This is a genomic window from Labrenzia sp. VG12 (assembly GCF_002237595.1).
Classification (GTDB): Bacteria; Pseudomonadota; Alphaproteobacteria; order Rhizobiales; family Stappiaceae; genus Roseibium.
Genome location: NZ_CP022529.1, coordinates 5,440,173 through 5,463,873, shown reverse-complemented (window position 1 = coordinate 5,463,873; position 23,701 = coordinate 5,440,173). Strand labels below are relative to the sequence as shown.

At 60.5% G+C, this 23,701-nt stretch carries 20 protein-coding genes; 9 read left to right on the top strand and 11 right to left on the bottom strand.

Annotated elements, in window-relative coordinates; genetic code table 11:
* Nucleotides 1-18: 18 nt before the first annotated feature.
* Together glcE and CHH27_RS25180 are read right to left on the bottom strand one after the other, a co-directional pair.
* Nucleotides 19-1,209, bottom strand: coding sequence for a glycolate oxidase subunit GlcE (gene glcE, locus CHH27_RS25185; protein ID WP_094074047.1), 1,191 nt, complete (start codon nt 1,207-1,209; stop codon nt 19-21).
* Between the two features lie 9 nt (nt 1,210-1,218).
* Entirely contained in the window at nt 1,219-2,700 is a 1,482-nt protein-coding gene (locus CHH27_RS25180) for an FAD-linked oxidase C-terminal domain-containing protein (protein WP_198338500.1), read from the bottom strand.
* Between the two features lie 170 nt (nt 2,701-2,870).
* Here CHH27_RS25180 and CHH27_RS25175 point away from each other — a divergent pair, with 170 nt between their 5' ends.
* Together CHH27_RS25175 and CHH27_RS25170 are read left to right on the top strand one after the other, a co-directional pair.
* Nucleotides 2,871-3,815, top strand: coding sequence for a LysR family transcriptional regulator (locus tag CHH27_RS25175; protein ID WP_094074045.1), 945 nt, complete (start codon nt 2,871-2,873; stop codon nt 3,813-3,815).
* Between the two features lie 127 nt (nt 3,816-3,942).
* Nucleotides 3,943-4,338 (top strand): cytochrome c family protein, encoded by a 396-nt coding sequence (locus CHH27_RS25170; RefSeq protein ID WP_094074044.1) that lies wholly within the window; start codon nt 3,943-3,945, stop codon nt 4,336-4,338.
* A 72-nt stretch (nt 4,339-4,410) separates the two neighbouring features.
* Here CHH27_RS25170 and CHH27_RS25165 read toward each other — a convergent pair whose 3' ends face one another.
* Entirely contained in the window at nt 4,411-5,655 is a 1,245-nt protein-coding gene (locus CHH27_RS25165; RefSeq protein ID WP_247646159.1) for a DUF3422 family protein, read from the bottom strand.
* Nucleotides 5,656-5,899: 244 nt separating this feature from the next.
* On the opposite strand from CHH27_RS25165, the gene CHH27_RS25160 reads away from it, so the two are divergent.
* Together CHH27_RS25160 and CHH27_RS25155 are read left to right on the top strand one after the other, a co-directional pair.
* Nucleotides 5,900-6,658: a FadR/GntR family transcriptional regulator gene (locus CHH27_RS25160; RefSeq protein WP_094074997.1), complete on the top strand. Its 759-nt coding sequence runs from the start codon at nt 5,900-5,902 to the stop codon at nt 6,656-6,658.
* A 36-nt stretch (nt 6,659-6,694) separates the two neighbouring features.
* On the top strand, nt 6,695-7,831 hold the full coding sequence (locus tag CHH27_RS25155; RefSeq protein WP_094074042.1) for an alpha-hydroxy acid oxidase: 1,137 nt from the start codon (nt 6,695-6,697) through the stop codon (nt 7,829-7,831).
* A 36-nt stretch (nt 7,832-7,867) separates the two neighbouring features.
* On the opposite strand, the gene CHH27_RS25150 is transcribed toward CHH27_RS25155, so the two are convergent.
* On the bottom strand, nt 7,868-8,674 hold the full coding sequence (locus tag CHH27_RS25150) for an AraC family transcriptional regulator (protein ID WP_094074041.1): 807 nt from the start codon (nt 8,672-8,674) through the stop codon (nt 7,868-7,870).
* A gap of 139 nt (nt 8,675-8,813) precedes the next feature.
* Here CHH27_RS25150 and CHH27_RS25145 point away from each other — a divergent pair, with 139 nt between their 5' ends.
* The gene (locus CHH27_RS25145; protein WP_094074040.1) at nt 8,814-9,791 is read left to right on the top strand and encodes a threonine dehydratase; all 978 of its coding nucleotides are present in this window, start codon (nt 8,814-8,816) and stop codon (nt 9,789-9,791) included.
* A 52-nt stretch (nt 9,792-9,843) separates the two neighbouring features.
* Here the strand turns inward: CHH27_RS25145 and CHH27_RS25140 are convergent, their stop codons facing one another.
* Nucleotides 9,844-10,542, bottom strand: a complete 699-nt coding sequence (locus CHH27_RS25140; protein ID WP_094074039.1) for a type 1 glutamine amidotransferase — start codon at nt 10,540-10,542, stop codon at nt 9,844-9,846.
* A 149-nt stretch (nt 10,543-10,691) separates the two neighbouring features.
* Here CHH27_RS25140 and CHH27_RS25135 point away from each other — a divergent pair, with 149 nt between their 5' ends.
* A complete protein-coding gene (locus tag CHH27_RS25135; RefSeq protein WP_094074038.1) occupies nt 10,692-11,609 on the top strand; it encodes a DMT family transporter in 918 nt (305 codons plus the stop codon).
* A 46-nt stretch (nt 11,610-11,655) separates the two neighbouring features.
* Here CHH27_RS25135 and CHH27_RS25130 read toward each other — a convergent pair whose 3' ends face one another.
* Nucleotides 11,656-12,546, bottom strand: a complete 891-nt coding sequence (locus CHH27_RS25130; protein ID WP_094074037.1) for a LysR substrate-binding domain-containing protein — start codon at nt 12,544-12,546, stop codon at nt 11,656-11,658.
* A gap of 166 nt (nt 12,547-12,712) precedes the next feature.
* Nucleotides 12,713-13,588, bottom strand: coding sequence for a LysR substrate-binding domain-containing protein (locus CHH27_RS25125; RefSeq protein WP_094074036.1), 876 nt, complete (start codon nt 13,586-13,588; stop codon nt 12,713-12,715).
* Between the two features lie 264 nt (nt 13,589-13,852).
* Here CHH27_RS25125 and CHH27_RS25120 point away from each other — a divergent pair, with 264 nt between their 5' ends.
* A complete protein-coding gene (locus tag CHH27_RS25120) occupies nt 13,853-14,173 on the top strand; it encodes a DUF1127 domain-containing protein (RefSeq protein ID WP_157739101.1) in 321 nt (106 codons plus the stop codon).
* Between the two features lie 191 nt (nt 14,174-14,364).
* Nucleotides 14,365-17,331, top strand: a complete 2,967-nt coding sequence (locus CHH27_RS25115; RefSeq protein ID WP_094074034.1) for a HEAT repeat domain-containing protein — start codon at nt 14,365-14,367, stop codon at nt 17,329-17,331.
* Nucleotides 17,332-17,351: 20 nt separating this feature from the next.
* Here CHH27_RS25115 and CHH27_RS25110 read toward each other — a convergent pair whose 3' ends face one another.
* Nucleotides 17,352-18,110, bottom strand: a complete 759-nt coding sequence (locus CHH27_RS25110; protein ID WP_094074033.1) for a DUF937 domain-containing protein — start codon at nt 18,108-18,110, stop codon at nt 17,352-17,354.
* A 271-nt stretch (nt 18,111-18,381) separates the two neighbouring features.
* Here CHH27_RS25110 and CHH27_RS25105 point away from each other — a divergent pair, with 271 nt between their 5' ends.
* Entirely contained in the window at nt 18,382-19,452 is a 1,071-nt protein-coding gene (locus tag CHH27_RS25105) for an alpha/beta hydrolase (protein ID WP_094074032.1), read from the top strand.
* A 60-nt stretch (nt 19,453-19,512) separates the two neighbouring features.
* On the opposite strand, the gene CHH27_RS25100 is transcribed toward CHH27_RS25105, so the two are convergent.
* The 3 genes from CHH27_RS25100 to CHH27_RS25090 all read right to left on the bottom strand — a co-directional run bounded on the left by CHH27_RS25100 (nt 19,513) and on the right by CHH27_RS25090 (nt 23,552).
* The gene (locus tag CHH27_RS25100) at nt 19,513-20,886 is read right to left on the bottom strand and encodes a glutamate--cysteine ligase (RefSeq protein WP_094074031.1); all 1,374 of its coding nucleotides are present in this window, start codon (nt 20,884-20,886) and stop codon (nt 19,513-19,515) included.
* 148 nt (nt 20,887-21,034) lie between these two features.
* Nucleotides 21,035-22,789, bottom strand: coding sequence for an adenylate/guanylate cyclase domain-containing protein (locus CHH27_RS25095; protein WP_094074030.1), 1,755 nt, complete (start codon nt 22,787-22,789; stop codon nt 21,035-21,037).
* 4 nt (nt 22,790-22,793) lie between these two features.
* Nucleotides 22,794-23,552, bottom strand: coding sequence for a 16S rRNA (uracil(1498)-N(3))-methyltransferase (locus CHH27_RS25090; protein WP_094074029.1), 759 nt, complete (start codon nt 23,550-23,552; stop codon nt 22,794-22,796).
* Nucleotides 23,553-23,701: the final 149 nt, after the last annotated feature.

Genomic DNA, 23,701 nt, shown 5'->3' with positions numbered 1-23,701 from the left:
CCCCTACCCACTCCCAGACTACATCCCGGTGACCATACGTCCAGGGTTTAACACCCCTTTCGGGTCAAATTGCTCCTTCAGCCGACGCGACAGAGCCGCCAGGGGCGCCGGTTGCGGCTGGAACACATCCAGATTGGACCGGGTTGAGGCATCCGCACGGACCAGCGTGGCATGCCCGCCGCCGACAGCGTCCAGGGCCATGCGGATCTTGGCCTGATGGGTGTCACCATCCGTGCAGGTCAGCCAGACCAGGCCGCCGCTCCAGTCGTAAACCGCATCCAGCTCAATCGCCGCCTTCAGTCTCGCCACCAGCTGCGGACCAGCCGTCGGAGCGACGGAAATGCGCCAGACCGGCGTTGACCGCTTTGCAAAAAACGCCAGGTCGCGCACGTCTTTCCAGAGCTTGTCCGTCTCTTCCCGGTCCAGGCTCTCATGCGCGCCGTATCCGCCCAACAGGTCCTTCAGGGTCTTCAGCCTGTAGTCGACCGAGGACTGGAAACCTTCAAGGCGCAATAAAGTTCTGCTGCTGTCGCCCTCCACCCAGGACGGCAGGTGAGCCGCACCGGAGACCTCCGCCGACGAGCCCATGGCTTCACACAACGCCTTGACGCCGTCCAGATCGTCCAGTCCCGTCAGAACGAAGGTGACCGCGGTTTCCGGCTTCGGATTGACCTTGAGCGTGACACTGGTGGCAACCGCAAGGGTGCCGTAGGAGCCACACAATGTCCGTGGCAGATCATACCCGGTCACATTCTTGACCACCTTGCCGCCGGAGCGGAAGATTTCACCACGTCCCGAGACCGCTTCCATGCCCAGGACATGGTCGCGGGCTGCGCCGGCCTTTATCCGCCTTGGGCCGGACAGGTTTGCGGCCAGCACCCCGCCGATCGTCCCCCGACTGGCGGGCTTGCCGAAAAGCGGACCGTAATCCATCGGCTCGAAGGACAGCTCCTGGGCGTTGTCGTCGACCAGTTTTTCCACCTCCGCAATCGGTGTGCCGGCCTTGACCGTCAACACCAGCTCAGCCGGCTCATAGCTTTCAACGCCGCTGAGCCCGGACAGGTCCAGCACATGGGCAGACTGGACCGGCCGCCCGAGGTCCCGCTTGGAGCCCTGTCCGACGATTTCCAGCGGCTGATCTTCTGCCGCGGCCCAGCGGACAGCATCCTCGACATCTTGTGCGCTTTGCGGTTTCAGGGTCGCTTCCATGCCGCCTCCTCAGAACCGCGGAATATCAGGAAAGGGCAGCTGGCCCTTGTGCACATGCATCTTGCCGAGTTCGGCGCAACGATGCAGCACGGGAAAGACCTTGCCCGGGTTGAGCAGGTGCTTTTCATCGAACGCGCACTTGACCCGTTGCTGCTGCTTGAGATCGGCCTCTGAGAACATGTCCGTCATCAGGTCGCGCTTCTCGATGCCGACGCCGTGTTCGCCGGTCAAAACGCCGCCAACCTCGACGCAGAGCCGCAGAATATCAGCGCCGAAGGCCTCGGCCGCATCCAGTTCTCCCGGCTTATTCGCATCATAAAGGATCAGCGGATGCAGGTTGCCGTCACCTGCGTGAAAGACGTTGGCAACACCAAGGCCGTGCTTGTCTGCCAGTTCGCGCATGCGGGCCAGAACCTTCGGCAGCTCCCGGCGCGGTATGGTTCCGTCCATGCACAGATAGTCCGGAGAGATGCGGCCAACCGCGGGAAACGCTGCCTTGCGCCCCGCCCAGAAGGTCATGCGCTCCTCTTCGTTTTCCGAGACCCGCAGATGGCTGGCGGCATTGGCCCTGGCAATCTCCTCGACCCGCCCGATCAGATAGTCGACCTCGCCTTCCGGACCGTCCAGCTCCACGATCAACAAGGCTTCAACGTCTCTTGGATAGCCGGCATTGACGAAGTCTTCGGCTGCGTGAATGGCGGGTTTGTCCATCATTTCCATACCGCCCGGGATGATACCGGCGGCAATTATGTCGGCGACACAGCGTCCACCGTCCTCGCTGGTCGGGAAGCCGATCAGGAGCGCGCGCGCCGTTTCCGGTTTCTGCAATATGCGTACGGTGACTTCCGTCACCACCCCCAGCAGGCCTTCAGATCCGGTCATCACCGCCAGCAGGTCATACCCCTCGCTGTCGAGATGCTTGCCACCCAGGCGGATCACTTCGCCATTGATCAGCACCATTTCCAGGCCGAGCACATTGTTGGTGGTCAGACCGTATTTCAGGCAATGCACCCCGCCGGAGTTTTCGGCGATATTGCCACCGATGGAACAGGCAATCTGGGACGAGGGGTCGGGCGCATAATAGAAGCCCTCGTGCTCAACCGCCCGCGTGATGCCAAGGTTGGTGACGCCCGGCTGCACCACGACGGCCCGATTGGCGTAGTCGATGTCCAGAACGGAATTGAACTTCATCATCGACAGCAGAACGCCGTCTTCCAGCGGCAGGGCGCCGCCGGACAGGGAGGTGCCGGCTCCGCGCGGCACGACCTTGACATCATTGTCATAGCAGTATTTGAGCACCTTGGAGACCTGCTCGACCGTCTCTGGCAGTACGACAATCAGCGGCAGCTGACGGTAGGCTGTCAGTGCATCCGTTTCATAGGCGCGCATTTCCCGTTCGTCGTGGATCACCCCTTCACCCGGAACGATCGCCTGCAGGGCGTTCAGGATCTCCTTGCGGCGGGCGATCACGGCCTGATCGGGAGCGGGCATCGCAATGGCTGTCACAAGGAGGACTCCTTCTACGAATTGTTACGTTGATCCAACAGACAGGTCCGACCGTAACATGTCTTGGCAGATCACAGGACCTGACCAAGTGTGGCAAGTCCTGCGCCGAAGGGAAACGTTCGAACAAGAATAGATATCTTTCTGAGAGATTGAAAATGAGCAATCTGACGGACATGGAGATTTTCGCGAGAGTGGTCAGCGCCGGCAGCATGTCCGCTGCCGGACGCGAAATGAGCCTGTCTCCAGCCGTGGTGTCAAAGCGCATTCGACGGCTCGAGGAAAAACTCGGAACGCGCCTTCTGCAAAGGACCACGCGCCAGATTGCCATGACGGAAGCCGGACAGGGCTTCTTCGAGCGCGTGGTAGCGATCCTGGCCTCCGTCGAAGAAGCCGAATCCTTCGTCACGCGAGGATCGGCCAAGGCACGGGGCAATCTGAAAGTTGCCGTTCCGACTTCATTCGGACGGCTGCATATCGCACCTCACCTCGGCACCTTCCTGACCAAAAATCCGGATCTGTCTATCAATCTCGATCTGTCCGATGACTTCGTCGATATCGTTGGAGACGGCTACGACCTGGCAATCCGTATCGCGGAACTGTCCGATTCAAGCCTGGTCGCGCGGCGACTTGCCCCCGTTCACCGGATCCTGTGCGCCAGCCCGGACTATGTCGCAAAACATGGCGAACCGAACAGCATCGAAGACCTCACGGCCAACCATGTCACGCTTGCGGCGACCAATCAGGATCCCTGGCGGCTGCTGGGACCAAGCGGGATCGAAACCGTGCGGACCCAGGCCCCCGTCAAGACAAACTCCAACGAAGTCGTGCGCGAGTGTCTTCTGTCTGGTGTGGGCATTGCCCTGAGGTCGACCTGGGATGTCGGACCCGAATTGCGTGAAGGCAAGCTCCAGATTCTCCTGCCGCAATACAGGGCTTCCAAGGATGTGGGCCTTTATGCCGTCTATCCCAGCCGGCAATTTCTACCCGCAAAGGTGCGGGTGTTCATTGACTTCCTGGCAGGCCTTTACGGGTCCTCCCCCTATTGGGACTCAGGGCTAGAAAGCTGGCTCAATCCGCCCAGGCAGGCCAGGGCTGTCTGAACTCCCGCAGAATTGACCGAGCCCGGTCGGTAGTATCCCGAGTGCGACGGTGCGTCGCTTGCATCTGGGCGGGACATCCTGTTCTGTTGGGTCGGGTTTCAATACACCCAGCATGAGGGAGAGACACATGCAGCGACTGCTGATGATCGCCGGAACCGCGCTTCTGGCCCTGACTGCCCAGGCCCACGCCGAGGGCGACCCGGAAAAGGGTGCCAAAGTCTTCAAGAAATGCGCCGCCTGCCACGCAGTCGGTGAAAAGGCCAAGAACAAGGTCGGTCCGGCACTGAACGGTGTCGTCGGCGCGTCCTGGGGCCAGGTGGAAGGCTACAAGTATTCCAAGGCTCTTATCGAGATGGGTGACGGCAAGGTGTGGGACGAAGAAACGCTCACCGCGTACCTGACCAAGCCGAAGGACGTCATCCCGAAAGGCAAGATGGCCTTTGCCGGCCTGCGCAAGGAAGCCGATCTGCAAAATGTCATCGCCTATCTGGCACAGTACAACGCAGACGGCACCACGAAGTAACGTGCTTCAAGGTGAAATATCAAAGGCCGGGTCAACCCGGCCTTTTTCGTTTGAGAGATCCGTTTCGCTCCGTCAGTGCTCACCATGATGCTGACGGATGCGCCGAACGGTCCACCAGATCAACAGCACAACAACCGGAACCGCGAGACCTGTGGTCACGCTGGCATCGGGAACGGGCAGCCCCGCGCTCTTGGCAGCCTTGGCCAGATAGGAAATCAGTCCGACCACGTAGTAGCTGACCGCCGCGACCGACAGTCCTTCAACGGTCTGCTGCAATCGCAATTGCAGGCGGGCACGCCTGTTCATCGACTTGAGCAGGTTCCGGTTCTGGTCTTCCAGCTCCACATCCACCCGTGTGCGCAAGAGGGTGGTTGCCCTGGCGAGTTTGCGTGAGAGCATGGCCTGCCGGTCTTCGATCGCCTGACAGGTACGCATGGCCGGAGCCAACCGGCGCGCCAGGAAAGACGCCATGGAAAGTTCCCCGGGCGCAGCTTCTTCCCGGAGCGCTTCCAGACGCGCCCGTACGATCTGGTCATAGGCACGGCTTGCGCCAAACCGGAACGTGCTGGCTGTCGCCCCCGCTTCCAGCGCCGCCGCCAGTGCGCTGAGCTTGTCCAGAAGCTCCTGGTTGGCCCCGAGCGCGGACGCATCCTTCATCTGGCCGGTGAGATCGGCCAGTTCGAGTTCGAACCGCCTGATATCCGGCTGCAGGCTGGTCGCCTCAAACAGACCAAGCATCGCCAGCGTGCGATAGGTCTCGACTTCCAGCAGGCGCTGAACGACAGAGCCGGATTGAACGTCGCTCATTGCCCTGTTGCAAACGAGGATGCGCGTCAGACCGTCGCCATCCTGGCGAAAATCTGTCGCAACAAGGGCCGCGCCGTCTTCCAGTGTCGATACGGTCATGCTGCCGTCATCGAACTGGCTGCGCCATTCGATCGTGTCGTCCCCGCCCCGCAGTTCGACACGGACCGCCACCAGCAGATCGCCCGGTGCCCGGAACGCCGCGCCGAAGGGATGATTGATCGGCACACTGCCGAAAATGGTCTTTTCATGCGCGGCACCATCCCAGGTATAGGTGGTGAACTCGGCATGCTGTTCCCAGCTCAGCGTGCCACCGCCGAAGGCCAACGTGTGATGACGCGCGCCCGGCGTCGGCCCATGCCCACCCCGCGAAACACAGAATTCCGACAGCCAGGCCTGATCGCGCACCGCCTCTTCGGCATCGGTCAGAAACGCGTAGTGAAGGATGGTGCGCGGGCAGGTGAGCGCCCGAAACGGACGCGCATGAACCTCGCCCAGAACCTTTTCGCGCAACGGTGATGTCCGGAATTTGGGAAAGGACGACCCGTTTTCTGACCTCTGATCCAAGTTGCCGACCTCGACTAAAGTAGTGTGCCTCACCCACCTTCCTTTAAGGCATCGGGAAAACCAACAGTCAATTTGTCACATGTCCGCTTTGTGTTGCGCAGCGTCGTATCCGCAACACTAATTGGACAAAAAAATTGACCAATTAAGATTTTGCAGCTATTTTGCCATCAACAAGGAGATTGCCAGCCCCATGTTTCGGCCCGTCAACCATCAGAAAACGGCTCTTGCCGCGGTGGAACAGATCGAGGATCTGATCCTGAAAGGCGTGCTGCGCTCAGGCGACCGCCTGCCGGCGGAACGCGACCTGGCAGAGCAACTGGCCGTCTCCCGACCGGTGCTGCGCGATGCCCTGAAACTCCTGGAGGAACGGGAACTCATCGAGGCACGGCGCGGTGGCGGCACCTTCGTTGCCGACCTGATCGGTCCGATCTTCTCCGAAGCCATCATCCAGCTGATCTCCAGACATCCCTCGGCAAAGTCCGATTATTTCGAGTTCCGGCGGGGTATTGAAGGTCAGGCTGCCGCTCTGGCAGCCGACCGGGCGGCCCCTTCCGACGTGAAGCGCCTCGACGACATCATCTCTCAGATGAACGCCGCGCACGTGGCCGGTGACCGGAGGGCCGAAAGCCTGCTTGATGTGGCCTTTCACCATGCGGTCGGTGAAGCCGCCCACAATGTGGTGATGCTGCATACGCTGCGCTCCTGCTACCGGCTCCTGGAAAACGGCGTCTTCTATGACCGCGGCCGGCTGTACCACCAGCCGACGGCACGGGTCGACCTGCTCGCCCAGCATGCAGCGATCGCCGAGGCCATCCGGTCCGGCAACGCGGAAGCCGCGCGCCGCGCCTCCGAAGATCACATCGACTACGTCCAGAAAGCGCTGGCGACTGCGGAAGACCTCGACCAGCGCGAATATCTTGCCGGCCTCAGAAAGCCCAAAACCGATTGACCGCCCACGCGGTCCCCAGCATCAGGAGAACCCCACATGCCGATTGTCACAGATGTCGCCGACATGCAGGCGCTGGCCCGCCGCCGGGTGCCGAAGATGTTCTATCAATATGCCGACACCGGTTCCTGGACGCAGAGCACATATTGGGACAACGAGGCCGCCTTGCAGCGGCAGAAATTGCGTCAGCGGGTTGCGCGCAACATCGACAACCGTTCGGTCAAGACAACCATGATCGGCCAGGAGGTCGCCATGCCGGTCGCCCTGGCCCCTGTTGGCCTGACGGGTATGCAGCGCGCCGACGGTGAGATCCTGGCTGCCCAGGCCGCGGAAGAATTCGGGGTTCCCTTCACCCTGTCGACCATGAGCGTCTGCTCCATCGAGGATGTGGCCGAGAACACCAAAAACCCGTTCTGGTTCCAGCTCTATGTCATGCGCGATCGCGGCTTCTCCGAAAGCCTGATGCAGCGGGCGCACAAGGCCGGCTGTTCGGCCCTGGTGCTGACGCTCGATCTGCAGGTGCTCGGACAGCGGCACCAGGACATCAAGAACGGTCTGTCGACGCCGCCCAAGCCGAAGCCGCATGTTCTGCTCGACCTCGCCTTCAAACCGCGCTGGTGCTGGCACATGCTGCAAACCAGGCGTCGGGAATTCGGCAACATCCAGGGCCATGTCTCGGGTGTTGAGGACATGTCATCGCTCGCGGAGTGGACGGCCAGCCAGTTCGACCCGACCCTCGACTGGTCCTCTGTCGAGTGGGTCAAGAAACACTGGGACCGCAAACTGATCCTGAAGGGCATCAACGATGTCGAGGATGCCAAGATCGCGGCCGGTCTCGGTGCGGATGCCATTGTGGTGTCCAACCATGGCGGCCGGCAGCTGGACGGTGCCCTGGCGTCCTATGACGTTCTGCGGGAGATTGTCGACGCTGTGGGCGACAAGGTCGAAGTGCATTTCGACGGTGGCATCCGCTCCGGTCAGGATGTTTTCAAGGCCGTCGCCATGGGGGCCCACAGCACCTATATCGGTCGCGCCTTCATCTATGGGCTCGGCGCCATGGGCAAGGCCGGTGTCAGCAAGGTGCTGGAGATCATGCACAAGGAACTGGACGTCACCATGGGCCTGTGTGGAGAAACCGATATCACCAAGGCCGGACGTCACAATCTGGTGCTTTGAGAAAGTCCATGCCGGTGCTGATGCCGGTTCTATATTTCAGCCGCTCTTGCCTGGCCGCTCCAGCCGGCCCGGCGAGATCCCGAGGCGTCTCCGGAAAAGCGAGGTCATGTGGCTTTGCGAGGAAAAGCCACAGGACACCGCTATATCGGCCAAAGCATCTTGCGTTTCGCTGATCAGCCGGCGAGCCCGCTGGAGACGGCGGCTGACGATGTAGTCATAAGGCGACTGGCCGCAGAAAGCCGAAAAGGCCCGGCTCAGAAAGCTTGGCGAGACGCCAACACACCTCGCCAGCCCGGCAACCGTCAGCTCTGTGTCCAGATCTGCTTCGATGTGGTCCGTGAGGCGCCGGAAGCGCATCGGCGTCATCCAGCGAGCGGCCTTCGGATCGGATTGCGGCCGCGATACCGCGGTGGTCAGCCGTGCCAGCCCGGCTTCCGCCAGAAGCGGATCCGGGGTCTTGCCCGTCAAAAACCATCGGCGCATCTCTGCCGCGACCGGCAAGGCAGCGGCCATCATGAGGTTGGTCCGATAGGCCTCTCCCTCAAAGCTGATGCCGTTTCCGCTGAGCTGCAGATATTCACCGCCTGCGGCCGACCGGGACCTCACCTCGCAGCCCCTTGGTGTCAGCGCAACCGAGTTGGGGCGGCGACAGAAGGGTTCACTTCGGTCTGACGCGATGGCATGACTGCCTGTCTGGCCATCAAAGGCAAAGCCGATCGTGTCCCGCGTGGCCACGAAAGCAACGTCGTAGGCTGCGGCCGACAACAGGACGAGCCTGTGCCCCGCAATATCGATGCGGTGCGGCCGACTTGTCGATGCCGAAGGGGACAGAGGGTTGCTCATGGCCGCCTAACCTGACCGAGAGGCTTCGAACTTGCAAGCGCGATGCGGTTCAGGATCCTGAAAGACAAATGCACGCTGGCAGCGTCTATTCTCCGGCAATCGCCCCGACTTCACACCACGGACGCCAGCAGACCCCGAAATGACCCCTCTTTTTTCCCGTTCCGAGCTCGATGCCGCCTTTCCGATTGTCCGCCAATTGGTGCCGGAAACGCCGGCCTATCTCTGGCCCCTGCTTGAAAAACGCTTCGGCTTCAAGATTGCCGTCAAACACGAGAACCACACGCCCATCGGAGCGTTCAAGGCCCGCAGCTCGATTGTCTATATCCAGAAGCACATCGAAGCCCACGGGCGTCCCTCCGGGGTCGTTACGGCGACCCGTGGCAATCACGGTCAGTCAATGGCCCTGGCAGCCCGCACACTTGGACTGCCGGCAACGATCGTCGTGCCCGAGGGCAATGCGGACGGCAAGAACCGGGCTATGCAGGCATTCGGCGCAACGCTCGTGATCGAAGGCCGGGATTTCGACATCTCCCGGCGTGCGGCGGAACGGATCGCGGAAGACAGCGGATATCTCATGGTGCCGAGTTTTCACAAGAACATCGTTCTTGGCGTTGCCACCTATGCCATGGAATTCTTCACCGCCCACCCCGATCTTGATGTGGTTTATGTACCTGTCGGCATGGGATCCGGTGCCTGCGGCCTGATCACCGTGCGCGATCTCCTGGGGCTGAAGACCGAGATTGTCCCGGTGGTGACAGAAAACGCACCTGCCTACGGGCTCTCGTTTGAAACCGGCGCCATCGTCACCACCGAGACCGCCCGGACCTTCGCCGACGGCATGGCCTGCCGCGAACCGGTTCAGGCCGCCCTGGATATTCTGAAGGCCGGCGCAGAGCACATCGTCAGCGTCACGGATGACGAGATCGCCGAGGCCGTCCGGATCCTGTTTGCGGACACGCACAATCTTGCCGAAGGCGCGGGGGCTGCGGCTCTGGCCGCCTTGGCGAAGGATGCCGGGCGTCTCAAGGGCAGGAAGGCAGGTATTATCCTCTCCGGAGGCAACCTCGACGAAATCATGATGCAAACCGTCCTGAGTGGCGGCACACCGGTGGTTTGAGGCTCTTGCACCGTTTTCGTGAGAGCCGGAAAGTCAAGTCCAAACGTCTGCTTCAAAGCAAGTCCAGCCAAGCGCGCGCAATTGCGGCGCCCGTTTCATCAGCGCCTGCCGCGTGGCGTGCAGCTTCGGTGTCAAAGCGAACCGGCCAGTCCGGCGTATGTGCTTTTATCTCGTCGGCAAACTGCTCCGACCAGTTGCGCACTTCCTGAAGACCCGTTTCGAAATGGAACTGAAGCCCATAGGTCGCCCGGCCCACACGAAAGGCCTGGACCGGCGTCATCGCACTGGTTGCCAGGTGAACCGCGCCCTCCGGCAAGGTCATCGTGTCGGTGTGCCAATGAAACTGCGGTCTGCCGGTCTGAAGTTCCTGCAGCACAGGATCCAGTCGGCCCTCTTTCGTCGGCAACACTTCGCGCCAGCCGAATTCAACCGGCAGGCCGAGAAGATTTTCTGCCCCGAAAGCCCGCGCCACAAGCTGGCTGCCAAGGCAGATGCCCAGAACCGGCTTGTCCACTTCGTGAAACTTCAGGATCAGATCGCAGACTTTCGGAAGGAACGGGTAGGCCCCATCCGCAAGTGCGTTCTGCGCACCGCCCAAAATCACCAGGCCGGCATAGGGATCGATCGTTGCCGGCAGGTCCTCACCGGCATGGGCTTCGACGCTGCGCCAGGTATGTCCTTCTTCAGCAGCCACCCGCCCGAGTGTGCCCAGCTCCGTGTGTGGGTAGTTCTCAATAACAAGAAAATGCATACCGCCCCCGCAGAATGTCACCGCCCCCTGAAATCACCTGAAAACCCTAATGCATCTGCTTGTTTGATGGAAACATCAAAAACAATCATTTGCGCTGAAGTATCCAGCGCCGCACATTGACGGTCACTTCCGACAGTATTGGTTCAGACATGAGTGTTGCCTCGCCCGCCCTGCGCCCCGGTTCAACCGGTTTCAGCGCCACCGATTACGGTCTTTATGCCGTTACCGTTCTGGCATGGGGGGTGAGCTGGATCGCCATGAAGGGCCAGGTGGCAAGCGTCGCCCCGGAAGTTTCCGTGTTCTGGCGCTTCGTGCTGGCCGCAGCCATCATGATGGCCTGGGCCTGGTCCCGCGGGCACCAGCTGCGGTTTCCCTTGCGGGATCATCTACGGTTTGCCGGTCTTGGTGCGCTGATCTTCTCGACCAACTTCACGCTGTTCTATTACGGCGCCGCCAGCCTGCCATCCGGTTTGCTTGCCGTGATCTTCTCCACGGCTTCCATCTTCAACCTGTTCCTGGGCCTGATCCTGTTCGGGCAACGACCGAACCTGATGGCACTAGCAGCGGGACTTCTCGGCTTTGCCGGTATCGCATTGATGTTCTGGCCGAAACTGGCCGGTGCGGAATTCAACACCGAAGCTGCGATCGGCCTGGCCTTCTGTATTGGCGGCACCCTTTCCTTCTGCTTCGGCAACATGCTCTCTGCCGATACCCAGCGGCGAGGCATCGGCGTGACGCCCGCGACGGCCTGGGGCATGGTCTACGGCATGGTCTTTCTTGGCCTTTTCTCGGCGCTGCGAGGCCAGAGCTTTACCGTCGAATGGTCTGTCTACTATCTCGGCAGCCTCGTTTATCTCGCGATTGTCGCCTCGGTGATCGCCTTTGCGTCCTACCTGACACTGCTCGGCCGCATCGGCTCAGCGCGCGCGGGCTATGCAACGGTGATGTTTCCCGTTGTCGCGCTGACACTGTCGACGATTTTCGAAGGCTATCAGTGGACACTGCTGGCAGCGGCCGGCCTCGTCTGCGTGCTGGGCGGCAACCTGATGATGTTGCGCGCCCGCTGAGGCGTCCTTTTCAAGATTTGATCAAGCGGCTCTACGGGCGGCCGATCTATTCTGCCGCCATCTGGCCAGCGCCATTGCCGACATTGCCGATCGCGGCAACCAGATGATTGCACAGCTTGTCATGCATGGCTTCGCGCGCGCCATCTGAACGCAGCAACGCAATGTCGCAGAACGGAAGTGAGGGAAACCCATCCTTCTCGTCCAGTATGCGCATGCCGTCGCGAATGGCGCTTTCCGGAAATACGGTGATGGCCAGACCTGCCTGCACCGCCCCCACCAGAGCCGCGGCACTCGAACTGGTGTAGGAGACACGATATTGCCGCCCGGCCCTGTCCAGAGCCTCCATGGAAAGCCTCCGCCAGCCACAGCTGGCCGGCCCGAGCGCGAGACGAATGACATCCTGCGTATGCGCGGAATGCTGGGTTGACGTCACCCAGTAAAGGGGTTCACGACGGATTATCTCGCCGCGCAGTTCCATCGTGTCCCCGGAGGTCGTGATGGCGACATCGAGGGCACCTTCCCGGATCGCAGCGGTCAGCTTGGCGCTGGAACAGCAATCGACCTGAACCTCAATCGACGGGTTGAGGCGATTGAATGCCGCCAGGACCTGAGGCAGCAACCGGTCGGTATAGTCATCCGGCACACCGAGCTTGACGTGCCCGACTTCCTTCTGGCCGTTAAAGGCCGAAAGCGTTTCATCGTTCAGAAGGATCATGCGCCGGGCGAACTCGACAAGCCGCAAACCGTCTTCGGTCAAACGCGACTGACGCCCATCCTTGATGAAAATCGGTTGGCCGACCCGTTCTTCGAGACGCCGCATCTGCATGGAGACGGCCGACTGGGTCTTGTGCACGGCTTCACCGGCTTTTGTGAAGCTGCCGAGCTCCGCGATCGCCAAAAACGTTCGCAACTGATCAATATCTAGTGCGTGATTCATCAGGGACCCTATAAATCAGCCACCGACCAGCGGGGAATTCGAGATTCGAATTGATTTAAGCAAGATACATCACAACATCTAACGCTTCAACGCATTTTTCCGATTGGGCAAAAATCGCCACCGATCATAACCGTTTGAATTTGCGTCGATATTCGACAAAAGCTGGTCATTCGGCGGCCTGGGGGACGGAAAGATTGTCAAGGGAAGACAGGATATGCTCCACCAGAGCGTCCGTGACGCGGGAGGTGGTGTGCCAGGACCGCATGATGCCGATTTCACACTCCGGCAGCCTTGGAAACCCGTCGGCTTCCGTCAATACGCGCATGCCCGAGCGCAGGGCCGATTCCGGCAGGACGGATATGGCGAGACCCGCGAGCACGGCCGCTCCGACAGCCGTTGAGTTCCAGCTGGAATAGAGCAGCCTGTGTTCGCGCATCTGGTCGCCGAGGGCGTTGATGGCGGCCTTGCGCCAGTCGCAGGTTGCCCGACCGAGTGCAAGCGGCAGCGGCGATTCATTTTCCACCGCATGACGCGCGGACACGACCCAGAGCAAAGGCTCGCGGCGCACCACCTCGACATGCTTGCGGCCCTTTTTCTGCACATGGGTAATGATGGCGACGTCCAGCTCCCCTTCCCCGATCATGTCCGCCAGGTTGGGCGTCGGGGCACAGACGACGCTGACTTCGGCTTTGGGATTGGATCTTGAAAACCGGGCCAAGATCTCCGGCAGGAACCTGTCCGCATAATCGTCGGGCGTGCCGAGCCGGACAAGACCGGCCAGTTCGGTGTCGTCAAAGGCCGCCAGGGTCTCATCGTTCAGCTGCACAAGGCGGCGGGCATAATGCAGAAGGCGTTCGCCATGTTCGGTCAGCCGGGATTGTCGGCCGACCCGGACAAAAAGCGGTTTGCCGATCCGCTCCTCCAGCCGCCGCATCTGCATGGACACCGCCGACTGGGTCTTGTGCACGTTGTCCGCGGCACGGGTGAAGCTGCCGCTTTCCGCGATGGCCACAAAGGTTCGGAGCTGATCCAGGTCGAGCATAGGCGCCTCATTTATAAGAGATGCTCATGTTTAGCACACCAATCATTTATCCGAAAAATGTTTTCGTATTCGTGTCACGGACATCAGCGAACCCGATGCCCGAAATTCCTGACATCACAGGAAGTGATTATTTCAATCACAAACATTCGTTGGATTAATGCAAGCGGATGATCCATCTTGAGGATGTTCCCAACAAGGATAGCCAGCACTGGCTCGGAACAGGCTGCCGGAAATTCCTCCGGCCGCTCACAGGAGATTTATGCCATGACACATACTGCAAGCACCCCTTTCTTCGCTCTCCTCGGGCAGACGGTTGCCCGTGCATGGCGTGTATTTATCAACCGGCGTCAGTTCGCGGAACTGAAGGACTGGTCCGATGAACAGCTGAAAGATGTCGGCCTGACGCGGAGCGACGTTCGACGGGCGCTGGCCCAGCCGTTCTATACCGACCCGACATCTCTGGTGAGCGCTGCCAAAGTGCAATCCAGCTGGCTTGACGTGCGACCGGCAAACACGCCGCTGGACCGCACCAGCCTGGCCATCATCGGAACCCGGCGCCCTGATCAGGACCAGCTGGCCGCCTGACCCCCGCGACCACCTTCTGGTCCGGCCTCCAAATTAGCAGCCCCTGTCGGCATGCCTTGCTGACGAAACTGACCCGCCACCTCCGGCGGGTCTTTTTTTATCAGGAAGGCCTTGCCGCCCTTACGTTTTCTTCACCAGTAACGCCGATGTTGAAGCTCTGAGATTTGCAACTTTTCCTTTAGGTCATTGTCATGAACGATCAGGTAGACACAGAGGCCCTGCTGACGGAATTCCGCCAGGAGACCGACGCCGAGCTGCGCCTGGAAATCGTCAACGCCATAATTGCGTCGCCGGACAAGACAGCGCGCCGGCAAGCGCTCGAAACGCTATTGCTCGAACCCTTGCCGGCAAAAGAATTCAGAGGGAGTTACGGCCCTGACGGGCGCCCCCACGCGGGCATCTGGGTGCTAAACACTCCCTGGTACGCCCCCATCTGGCTCGCACTCGAAGGCGGTGTCTGGCGGGATTCCGACGCAAGAGACTTCTTCGGTCGCGCGATGAAGCAGAACCTGGACGAGGAGAGCCTGAGCCATTTCCTCGAAGAGTTCGGCTACCGCTTCGCGGGTCGGAAAAGACGGGGATACGCCGAGCTGCTGTTCAACGTTGCCTGTGACGGGTCGTATTCAGAAAACATTCGCGGCCGCGCTGCCCATCCGTTTCTGAGCGATTGCCGGAACAGCTCCGAATTCCGCCTTTACCGTGCAAAACTTGCGCTTGAGGCGTCTCAGCAAATCCGGAAGAAGGTTCTCGCAGCGACCCTGAGAGATCTCGCTGACGAATCTGATCGCCAGCAGCGCCACTACCCACATGACGTCGACAAGATTGTTCCGGAAGTCGCGCAGGTTTCGGTCGCATTGCAGCGCTATGCTCTGGAATTCGGCTTCGATCTCGACTGGACCGTGGTCCGCAAGGCTGCAAAACTGGGACTTCTGGACACCGGTGTGTTCCCGCCAGAAACCGAACGCATCATCATTGACCAGATTGCGGTAACGCCGCTCGGGCTGGAATATGTCGCCGCCCAGCGCCCCGATGACGGGGAGCTGACTAATCGCCTGATGACATTGCTGACATCGCCGAAATCGGATCCACGCATGCGTCTTGCAGCAACGCGACGCATCGCGTTGAGAGGAATTCGAAGCAAGGAGATAATGGACCGGCTCCGGGACGAAACGCCACAAATCCGCCGAGCGGCCTTTCAGTATCTCCTTTGGGAACAGGCTGACGACCAGGATGCACTTCAGGCACTTGTTGCAGCGCTTCGCGAAGAAACCGATTCAGCCGTGGCCAAAGACAAGATCATGCTGGTCTTCAATCCTTGGCCAATTGACTGGGCGGAGTGCCGCTGTCGTGAATTTGAGCGTTTCCGGACATTTGGATACGCGAGACACGCCTCCAACCGGATCATGAGTTCTCCCGGGTTTATCGACGCGCTGGAAGTGGCGGTATCGCGGCATGTCGACAAGGAAGATCCGCAGCGAAGAGGTCTCTCCCGCGAAGGAGCTCAGGAACTCGTCGCCGCGTTGGAGAAGCTACGCGCCAACACCAAGAAACGGCTCTGCTTCTACGAGGAGAAGGTCGTCGCGGACAAATTCGCCCTCTATCTTTATTCCGTCGATCCGGCGCCAATCAAAATCTCTCTCGACGACCTCCTGAAATACAGTTTCGACCCTTCGGACCCTGCGTCAATCGCCTGGCACGTCTTCGGACAAAAGGATTATGTTCGAGGGGTCTCTGCTCCGCCACCAGGCGTGGTTTTTGAAAAGAGGGTCCAGATCGAACGCGACGCAACCCCCCAGGAGGCAACTCGCTGGTTCGGTCTTCTGACCAGGATCGATACCACCTTGCGTCAGACGGCAGGCCTTCCAGCCCGCCTGGAAAATGCTTCAGACCTTGCGTTGATGCCGGTCGACGCTCTCTTTTCCACCCTGACACGCCGGGACTTGAGATGGCCGCGCACGGACGTAGACCGTAACAAAGCTCTTGAATTCATCAGCGACTATCCGCAAAGAACGACACTCAGGCAGATGATCGAGCACTACCTGACGACGGTCTCAAGTGAACAGTTTCAATGGGCACCGGATTCAAAGGAACCCCTGTTTTCCGGCGCCCCGCTCTCAACCAGGGAAAGCGCCTGGGACGCCCTCGTGAAAGGGGTTGCGACGAAACCCGAACTCATCAAATTCGCCATGGCCCAGATGCGCAGACACGACGAACCTGAACCGGACGACAACAGGTTTGCCTGGCCCTGTTCCACCGGCTATGCAGAGAGAGCGAACAGATTTGCAGTCGAGGCCGGCTTTGCGCTGGCAGCCGCTTTCAAGGGAGACGAGACGATCGCGGGCGTGTTGTCAGGCTTTCGCGATCCTCCGGCTTTTCTGCCAGTCATTTGCGGCCTGATGCGCCGTCACTTTCCCAACTCCCCGAAACTGCCTGCGGTGATCGAAGCGCGTTTGAAACAAGGTCCTGAGGCTCGAGAGAAATCCGCCCTGGCCACGAGCATGATCCCCTTGCTGGAATACCGACCCGACTTCTTTGATGCCATCGCCCGGATCTGGATGGAGGACGGTGTTGTCTACGAGTTCGCACAAGTCGCCGATCTCTGCGCACGGGCCGGCAACGACCCGCGCGTCCTGCCGCTTCTTCAAGGCCTCATTGACAGGCTGCCCGCGGGCGCTGACGGAACGCGGGACAGCGAAGATCTTCTTTCGCTCTATCTGAAGAAAGGCGGTTATGGCACTGAGCATGCAAAAGACGTGTGTGAGCACCTGATCCGGACGTCGAAGCTCAAGATTCCAGCAATGTGCTGGTTGGCATCCATGGCTCCCACAGCGGCATCGACGCTGACCCTGATTGGAGAACAGTTAGAGCTTGGCCTTCACGCTTACGTGCGAAACAGTGCCTTTATTCTTTTGATGCTTATCAATGGTCAGGACCGGGAGACTGCGCAGCGGCTTTTTGAGCAGGCCCTGGTGGAAATCGACCCGCGAGCGCAAAAGAACATGAAAACGATGATTTCCGGAAATCTCAATTCCATCGACCATTGGCTGCTGCCCGGGCCACCCCGTGAATACCTGGAGCGCCTTTACGGCGACCTCGACAAACGGCTGGAACGTCAGGCAGCCAACGCGCGCAAATTGCTCGGTGACCCCACCGCGTAAACTCTCTTCCTTCGGGCCAGTCAGTCAGGCCGAAAGTCCTTGGCGGCCTTGTCAAAGAAACTGTCGAAGGCCTTGAACTGGCTTGACTGGAAATCTCGTCCGGCGGACATCCAGTTGGACACCATTTCCTCGAATTCCGAGGTCTCAGGGGCTGTCTCTTCTTCGGGCTCAGGTGGCAGTTCTTCTTCTTCCGGCTCCGGTTCTGCCGGGTGTTCGACGATGCTCGCCGGCTGCAGGAATGCCCCCCAGAACGCCTGCATGGCATTGGCATAGCCCTGAAGATAATCGACCGGCGTCGGCTGGGGCTTGGGTCTGCCCCTTGCAAATCCGCGCAGATAGGCGTCCAGCAGGTTGCGCGCCTCGCCATGAACGAAGGGGCGTGCGATCTGGCCCATTGCAAGCGTGGCCGCCACGGGCATCATTTCCTGAATGGCGTCGCGCTGCAGTCCTGTCAGTCCCGAGATCTGGCCGGCCAGGGCCTGCTGCACGGCCTCCGGTCCGAAAAAGGGTGTCAGCGCGGCTTCGGAAGGGCTCTGAAACAGGCTCGAAAACCCCTGAAACGGCACCTCGGCACCACCGGACAAGGGTGTCGACCGGCCGAGAAACTCGGAAAATCCGGGCACGGTGCTGCCGAAATAGCGGAAGCCATTGAGCGCAGCCGGCATCAACTGTTCCATCACCTTGTTGAGGTCGTCATTCGACCAGCCGAAGCGGTCACGGACATCTTCCGACAAGGAAAAAATGTCAAAGGGAGGAGCCGACGTTTCGCTGCCAGTCATTGCGCTGTTCCGGTCACGGTGTTGCAAGGCCTTGAGACAAAAGACCGTTCACGAACAGAGTGCCTCCTTGCGCGAGGAAGGTCAATTCGCCTTTCCGGCCGGGACCGGAACTTCCCGAACTATCTCGAGCTTCGATTCATATTGACAATTAACATGTCATAACGACAATATATATGTCATATTTCCCGTGTCGGCGGTTTCACCGGCGAGAACACGTGCCTTGTTCGGACAGGTTCCAACCGTGGCAGCCTGAGACTTTGAAGGAGAACACATGAACTGGATCGCCGCGAGCCTTGCCGGAGTGGCTGGCCTTGTCTTGCTGGCCCTCGTTTTGGTCGTCACCGTGACCCTGTGGCCGCGGGAGAACCCGTTTCGCGCACAAGGACTTACCGCCGAGCAGCAGCGTGCCATCGAGCTCAAGAACGGCGTGGTTTTTGACCAGATCTATCCGTTCCGCGACACACATTTCGTGACAGGGGACGGCGCTCGAATTGCGGCCAGACTGTTCGGCCCCGATACGGCGGCGAATGTCATCGTCCTCGTCCACGGCATTGGCGCGGCCGGGGACCGCTGGAACAATCCTGCCGGATTGCTCTCCACCACGGCCAAGACCCAGGTGGTTGCAGTGGATCTTAGAGGGCACAACAATTCCAGCGGTACGCGATATGACGTCGATCACTTCGGCCAGTATGAAGACGACCTTGCAGAGGTCATCACGTTCCTTGGCACGGCCAGGCCCGATGCAAGGATCTGGTTGGCAGGACATTCCATGGGCGGAGGCATCGCACTGCGCTATGCCCTGAAACGGGATCGGCCGCGCCTGTCGGGATACCTGCTATTTGCCCCTTATTTTGGCCCGGGCCCGACCGAACCGAAAACGCCGCAGCCAGACTCGCCGCTTCATATCGACCGCCTTCGGATCACCGGACTTATTGCCTTCAACGCGATGGGGCTGGAGGCGTTCAATCACCTGCACGTGGCTCACCTCAACCTGCCGCCCGAATATCCCAGCTACACCTTTCGCGCCATTGCGTCCGGGCTGCCCATGCCACCGCAGACAGCAGAAGACGGTCTCGCGGCCATGGAAGGCAACGTGATCATTGTTGCAGGTGATGAGGACGCAGCCGTCAACACGGCCGGCTACGCAGAGGTGGCCGCACCGTTTTCACATGTAGAGGTCAAGATCCTGCCCGGCCATGGTCATGACAGCTTTCTGAACGATCGGAAAACACATGATCTTGTCGCAGCTTTCCTGAATGGATCACTGAACGTGGGCGACCGGAGCCCCCATGAAGCACAAGCAACCCATGGACCGGAAAAGGAAATCCTGGCCGGAAACTGATTGTCCGGCCAGAGACCCGGGACCCGGACCTAGAGTGTTTCACGGTTAGATTGAAACACTCTAATAGGCGTATTCACGGAAGACCTGGCTGATGTCGCCGTTCCAGGAGCCGTTGTAACGCTGCAGAAGCACGTCGGCCGGGCTCATGCCGGAGGCCAGCCCCTCTTCGATCGGTGCCAGGTGCACACGTTCGTCGAGATCGCCATCGCTCAAACGGTTGCGTCGCTTGAGGCCTTCCTGGGAGAGGGCCAAGACATCCTTGGCAACGCTCAGAAGCGTGCCATCCCGGAACGGGGTCTGAAGCGCGTGTTTCGGCACTTCACGGCGCAGGGTCGCGCGCTCTTCCTCGGTCCAGTCCTTGATCAGTTCGTAGGCCTGATCCATCACGCCCTTGTCATAAAGCAGGCCGACCCAAAGCGCCGGCAGGGCACAGATACGGCGCCACGGGCCGCCATCGGCCCCGCGCATCTCGATATATTTCTTCAGCCGCACATCCGGGAACAGGGTCGACAGATGGTTGTTCCAGTCGCCAAGCGACGGTGTCGCGTCCGGCACCCGGCCTTCAAGCGCACCATTCATGAACTGGCGGAAGGTGGTGTCAGTGACGTCGTAATAAGTGGTGCCGCGCTTGACGAAATACATCGGCACGTCGAGCGCCCAGTCGACATAGCGTTCAAAACCGAAGCCGTCTTCAAAGGCAAAAGGCATGTCGCCCGTGCGGTCCGCGTCCGTATCGGTCCAGATCTGCGCCCGGAACGACTTGAAGCCGTTCGGCTTGCCCTCGGTGAACGGCGAATTGGCGAAGATGGCGGTCGCAACCGGCTGAAGGGCCAGACCGATGCGCATCTTCTTGACCATGTCGGCCTCGGACGAGAAGTCCAGGTTCACCTGGATGGTCGAGGTCCGGTACATCATGTCCAGGCCGAGCGAGCCGACCTTGGGCATGTAATTGGTCATGATGTCATAGCGCGATTTCGGCATGCGCGGCATGTCGGCGCGCGACCAGGTCGGCGTCATGCCGATGCCAAGGAAGCCGACGCCCAGCGGCTCGGCCACCTGGCGCACATGGGCCAGATGCTGGTTGGCCTCGCGGCAGGTCTGGTGCAGGTTGTCGAGCGGCGCCCCGGACAATTCGAACTGGCCGCCCGGTTCGATCGAAATGGCGCCGCCGCCATGATCGTCCGCAAGACCGATGATCTTGCCGGCATCCTCGATCCGCTCCCAGCCGATCAGCTTTTCCATGCCGGTGAGCACGGCTTCAACACCATTGTCGCCCTCATAGGGGATGGGTGACAGTTCCTTCAGGCAGAAACCGAACTTCTCGTGCTCGGTGCCGATGCGGAACTGCTCTTCCGGCTTGGAACCCGCCTCAAGCGTTGCGGCGAGGTCCGCAACCGTTTCAATCGGGGTGGAATCGACCGTATCGCGGGCCATGAATGCGTCCTAATGCTGCGCGGCCCGTCAGGTTGCCCCCTGCCTACCGCAGTGATCCGGCGCGTTCCGCAGAAGAACGCTACAAAGCTTCGGTGATTTAGGAGTCCTGAAACAAGAATGCAAGCGGCGAAACGACACCGTCTGGATCTCACGCGATCCTGAAGACGGATAACGGCTCCGTGCGTCCACGCAGATGCACCGTTCCCAGGCTGGTTGCACTTGTCCCCTCCGGCAGGTGTGTCATGGTCTCGCCGCTGACGAGAGCGATCACCTTCGCGCCCGGGTCGACGGACTTGCCGTGTTCCTGCAGGCGGGCGGCGACATTCACGGCATCACCGATCACCGTGTAGTTCATCCGGGCCGCAGAACCGATGTCGCCAACGACGACCTTCCCGGTATGGACGCCAATGCGCACGCGCATGTGACCATCCGGCATGGCGGCTATCCGGTCGGCAAGCGCCTTTACCGCGGCAATGGCCTTGGCGGCGTGGTCGGGCTGATCCGACGGCGCGCCCCAGAACGCCATCACGCCGTCACCCAGGAACTTGTCGATCGTGCCTTCCCGTTCGGCAATCGCCTGCGACACAGTCTCGAAATAACCGTTGAGATAGGCCGCCGTTTCCGCCGCACTCATGTGAGAGGCCATATCCGTAAAGCCGACTAGATCGGTGAAGACGATGGTCATCTCCTTGATCTCGATGTTGCGCGCGCTGGTCATGCCCTCTTCAATCAATCGGGAGACCAGCTGCCGGGGCACGTATTTGGCAAAGGCGTTGAGTGCACCGATCGAGCCGTTGAAGGCCTGATTGACGTCGTCCAGTTCCGCAAGCCGGGATCTGGGCAAGCGCTCTGCGGCCTCGAAGTCAAGATTGCGCATCTCCACCGCCGTGTGGGCGAGCCGCCCCAGGGGCCGGCCGAGCATTCGTCCGACAAGAAAGGACAGGACCGCGCCGACCACCAGCGCGACCAGCGCCGCATAAAGCACGATCTGGGTCTGGTCGAGCGCGGCACCAAATTCGTCCGCCTGGTAGAGCGTACCGACGATCCAGCCTTTTGCGGGGCCGGCGTTGACGTCGGTATAGATGGCCGTGAACATCCTGTTGTCGGCCGGAAAAACCCGGCCGTCGATGGAGCCGCCCATTGAATGCGCCCTCTCCTGATCTTTCCAGATCAGATGGAGCGGCGAGGTTGTCAGGCTGGAGAGCGTCGGCAACGGGCTTTCCGGGGTTGCGGCAAAGTCACTCTCCGGCAGGCCGGCCACCACGATGGCCTTGTCGCGGCCGTCGAGAAGGAACGCCCTTTGCCGGCCTTCCCACTCCATTGCTTCGGCCAGGGCAGAAAAGACCGGCTGCGGATAATGACCCCGCAGGACCTGACCATTGTTAAGGTTCACTTCCGCTGACTTGACGGCAGTGGCAAATCCGGTCTGAACATGGAAACCGGACCAGACGACAGACGGTGGCAGATCGGCCGGGTTCGCTCCCGGGCCAGCCTGTGTCAGCTCGAGCTTCGCCCCCTTGGGCAGGAGGTCCTGATAGCCCTCCAGACGGCTTTCATTCAGCTTTGTCCCCGTCTCCGTCACGTGAACGGCGATCGAACGATAGAGCTGTTCCTGTTCCTTGAAGAAGGCTTCGAGCACCGCAACGTTGCCTTTTAGGACGGCGCTCCCCTGTTCATCCAGCAAACGGCCCGCGATGCGGCGGTCCGCGGACGTCATATAGGTGATGATGATGCCGCAAATGACGACCAGCAGCAGGGAAAACACCAGTCCAAGCGCCACGCCGACAGGCAGCCGGAACCGGAAACGCCCCTCAGCGTTCAGTTGCCTTTTCCCGGGATCCGGTGCCGCCGGCGCAGGTCCCCCGCTCGCAGACCGGTCCGGAGGCAGGATCTCCCGGGCCATGGCGCTACCTCCAGTCGCCGACCGTCGCCTGAATGACCGCCAGCGCGGCGACCGCGGCCGTGTCCGCCCTCAGGATTCGAGGTCCGAGCGGAATTGGCGTGACAAACTCAAGCTCACGCAGCCGGTTCCTCTCGTCTTCGGAAAAACCGCCTTCCGGTCCGATCAGAACCGCGAGCGGCTGCGGCCCGGCTTCCTTCAACTGCGCCAGGGTCAACAGCGGATTGTCGGTGCCTTCGGCCTCATCGCAGAACAGAAGCTTCCGGCCGGGCTGTGCTTCGGTCCAGACATCCAGCACATCGTTCAGGGGCTGCGGAGCGAGCACTTCCGGGACGGACAGGACACCGCACTGTTCGGCGGCCTCGATCACATTGGCTTCCATGCGCTCCAGATTGATGCGGCTGGCCTGCGTGTGCTGGGTCATGACCGGCTTCAGGCTGCCGGCCCCCATCTCCACCGCCTTTTGCACCATGTAGTCCAGCCTGGCATGCTTGAGCGGGGCGAACAGGTACATCAGGTCGTTGCGGCTGGTCTGTTCGCGCGTGCGCTCCATCAGCTGCAGGGCACAGTCGCGCCGGCCGTTGCTGGAAATCTTGGCGAGCCATTCACCGTCACTGCCGTTGAAAACCAGCACATAATCGCCGTCTTTCAGGCGCAACACATTCAGCAGGTAGTTCGCCTGACCCCGGTCGGCTTCGATGCGCGCCCCATCTGCAAGGATATGTCTCAAGAACAGTCGCTGCATGTTGAACTCATATTTGGCCATGGCCTGAACGTACGCTCGATTGTGAGGGTTTCAAGGCGGACGTTTCCGCACGCCCATCGTGCAAGCCTAAACGATTCTTGCCCTGCCGCCCCTGCTCTATTGTTTTTCCGTCGAGCATTGATCACGATGTCCCGATTGCTCAATCATTC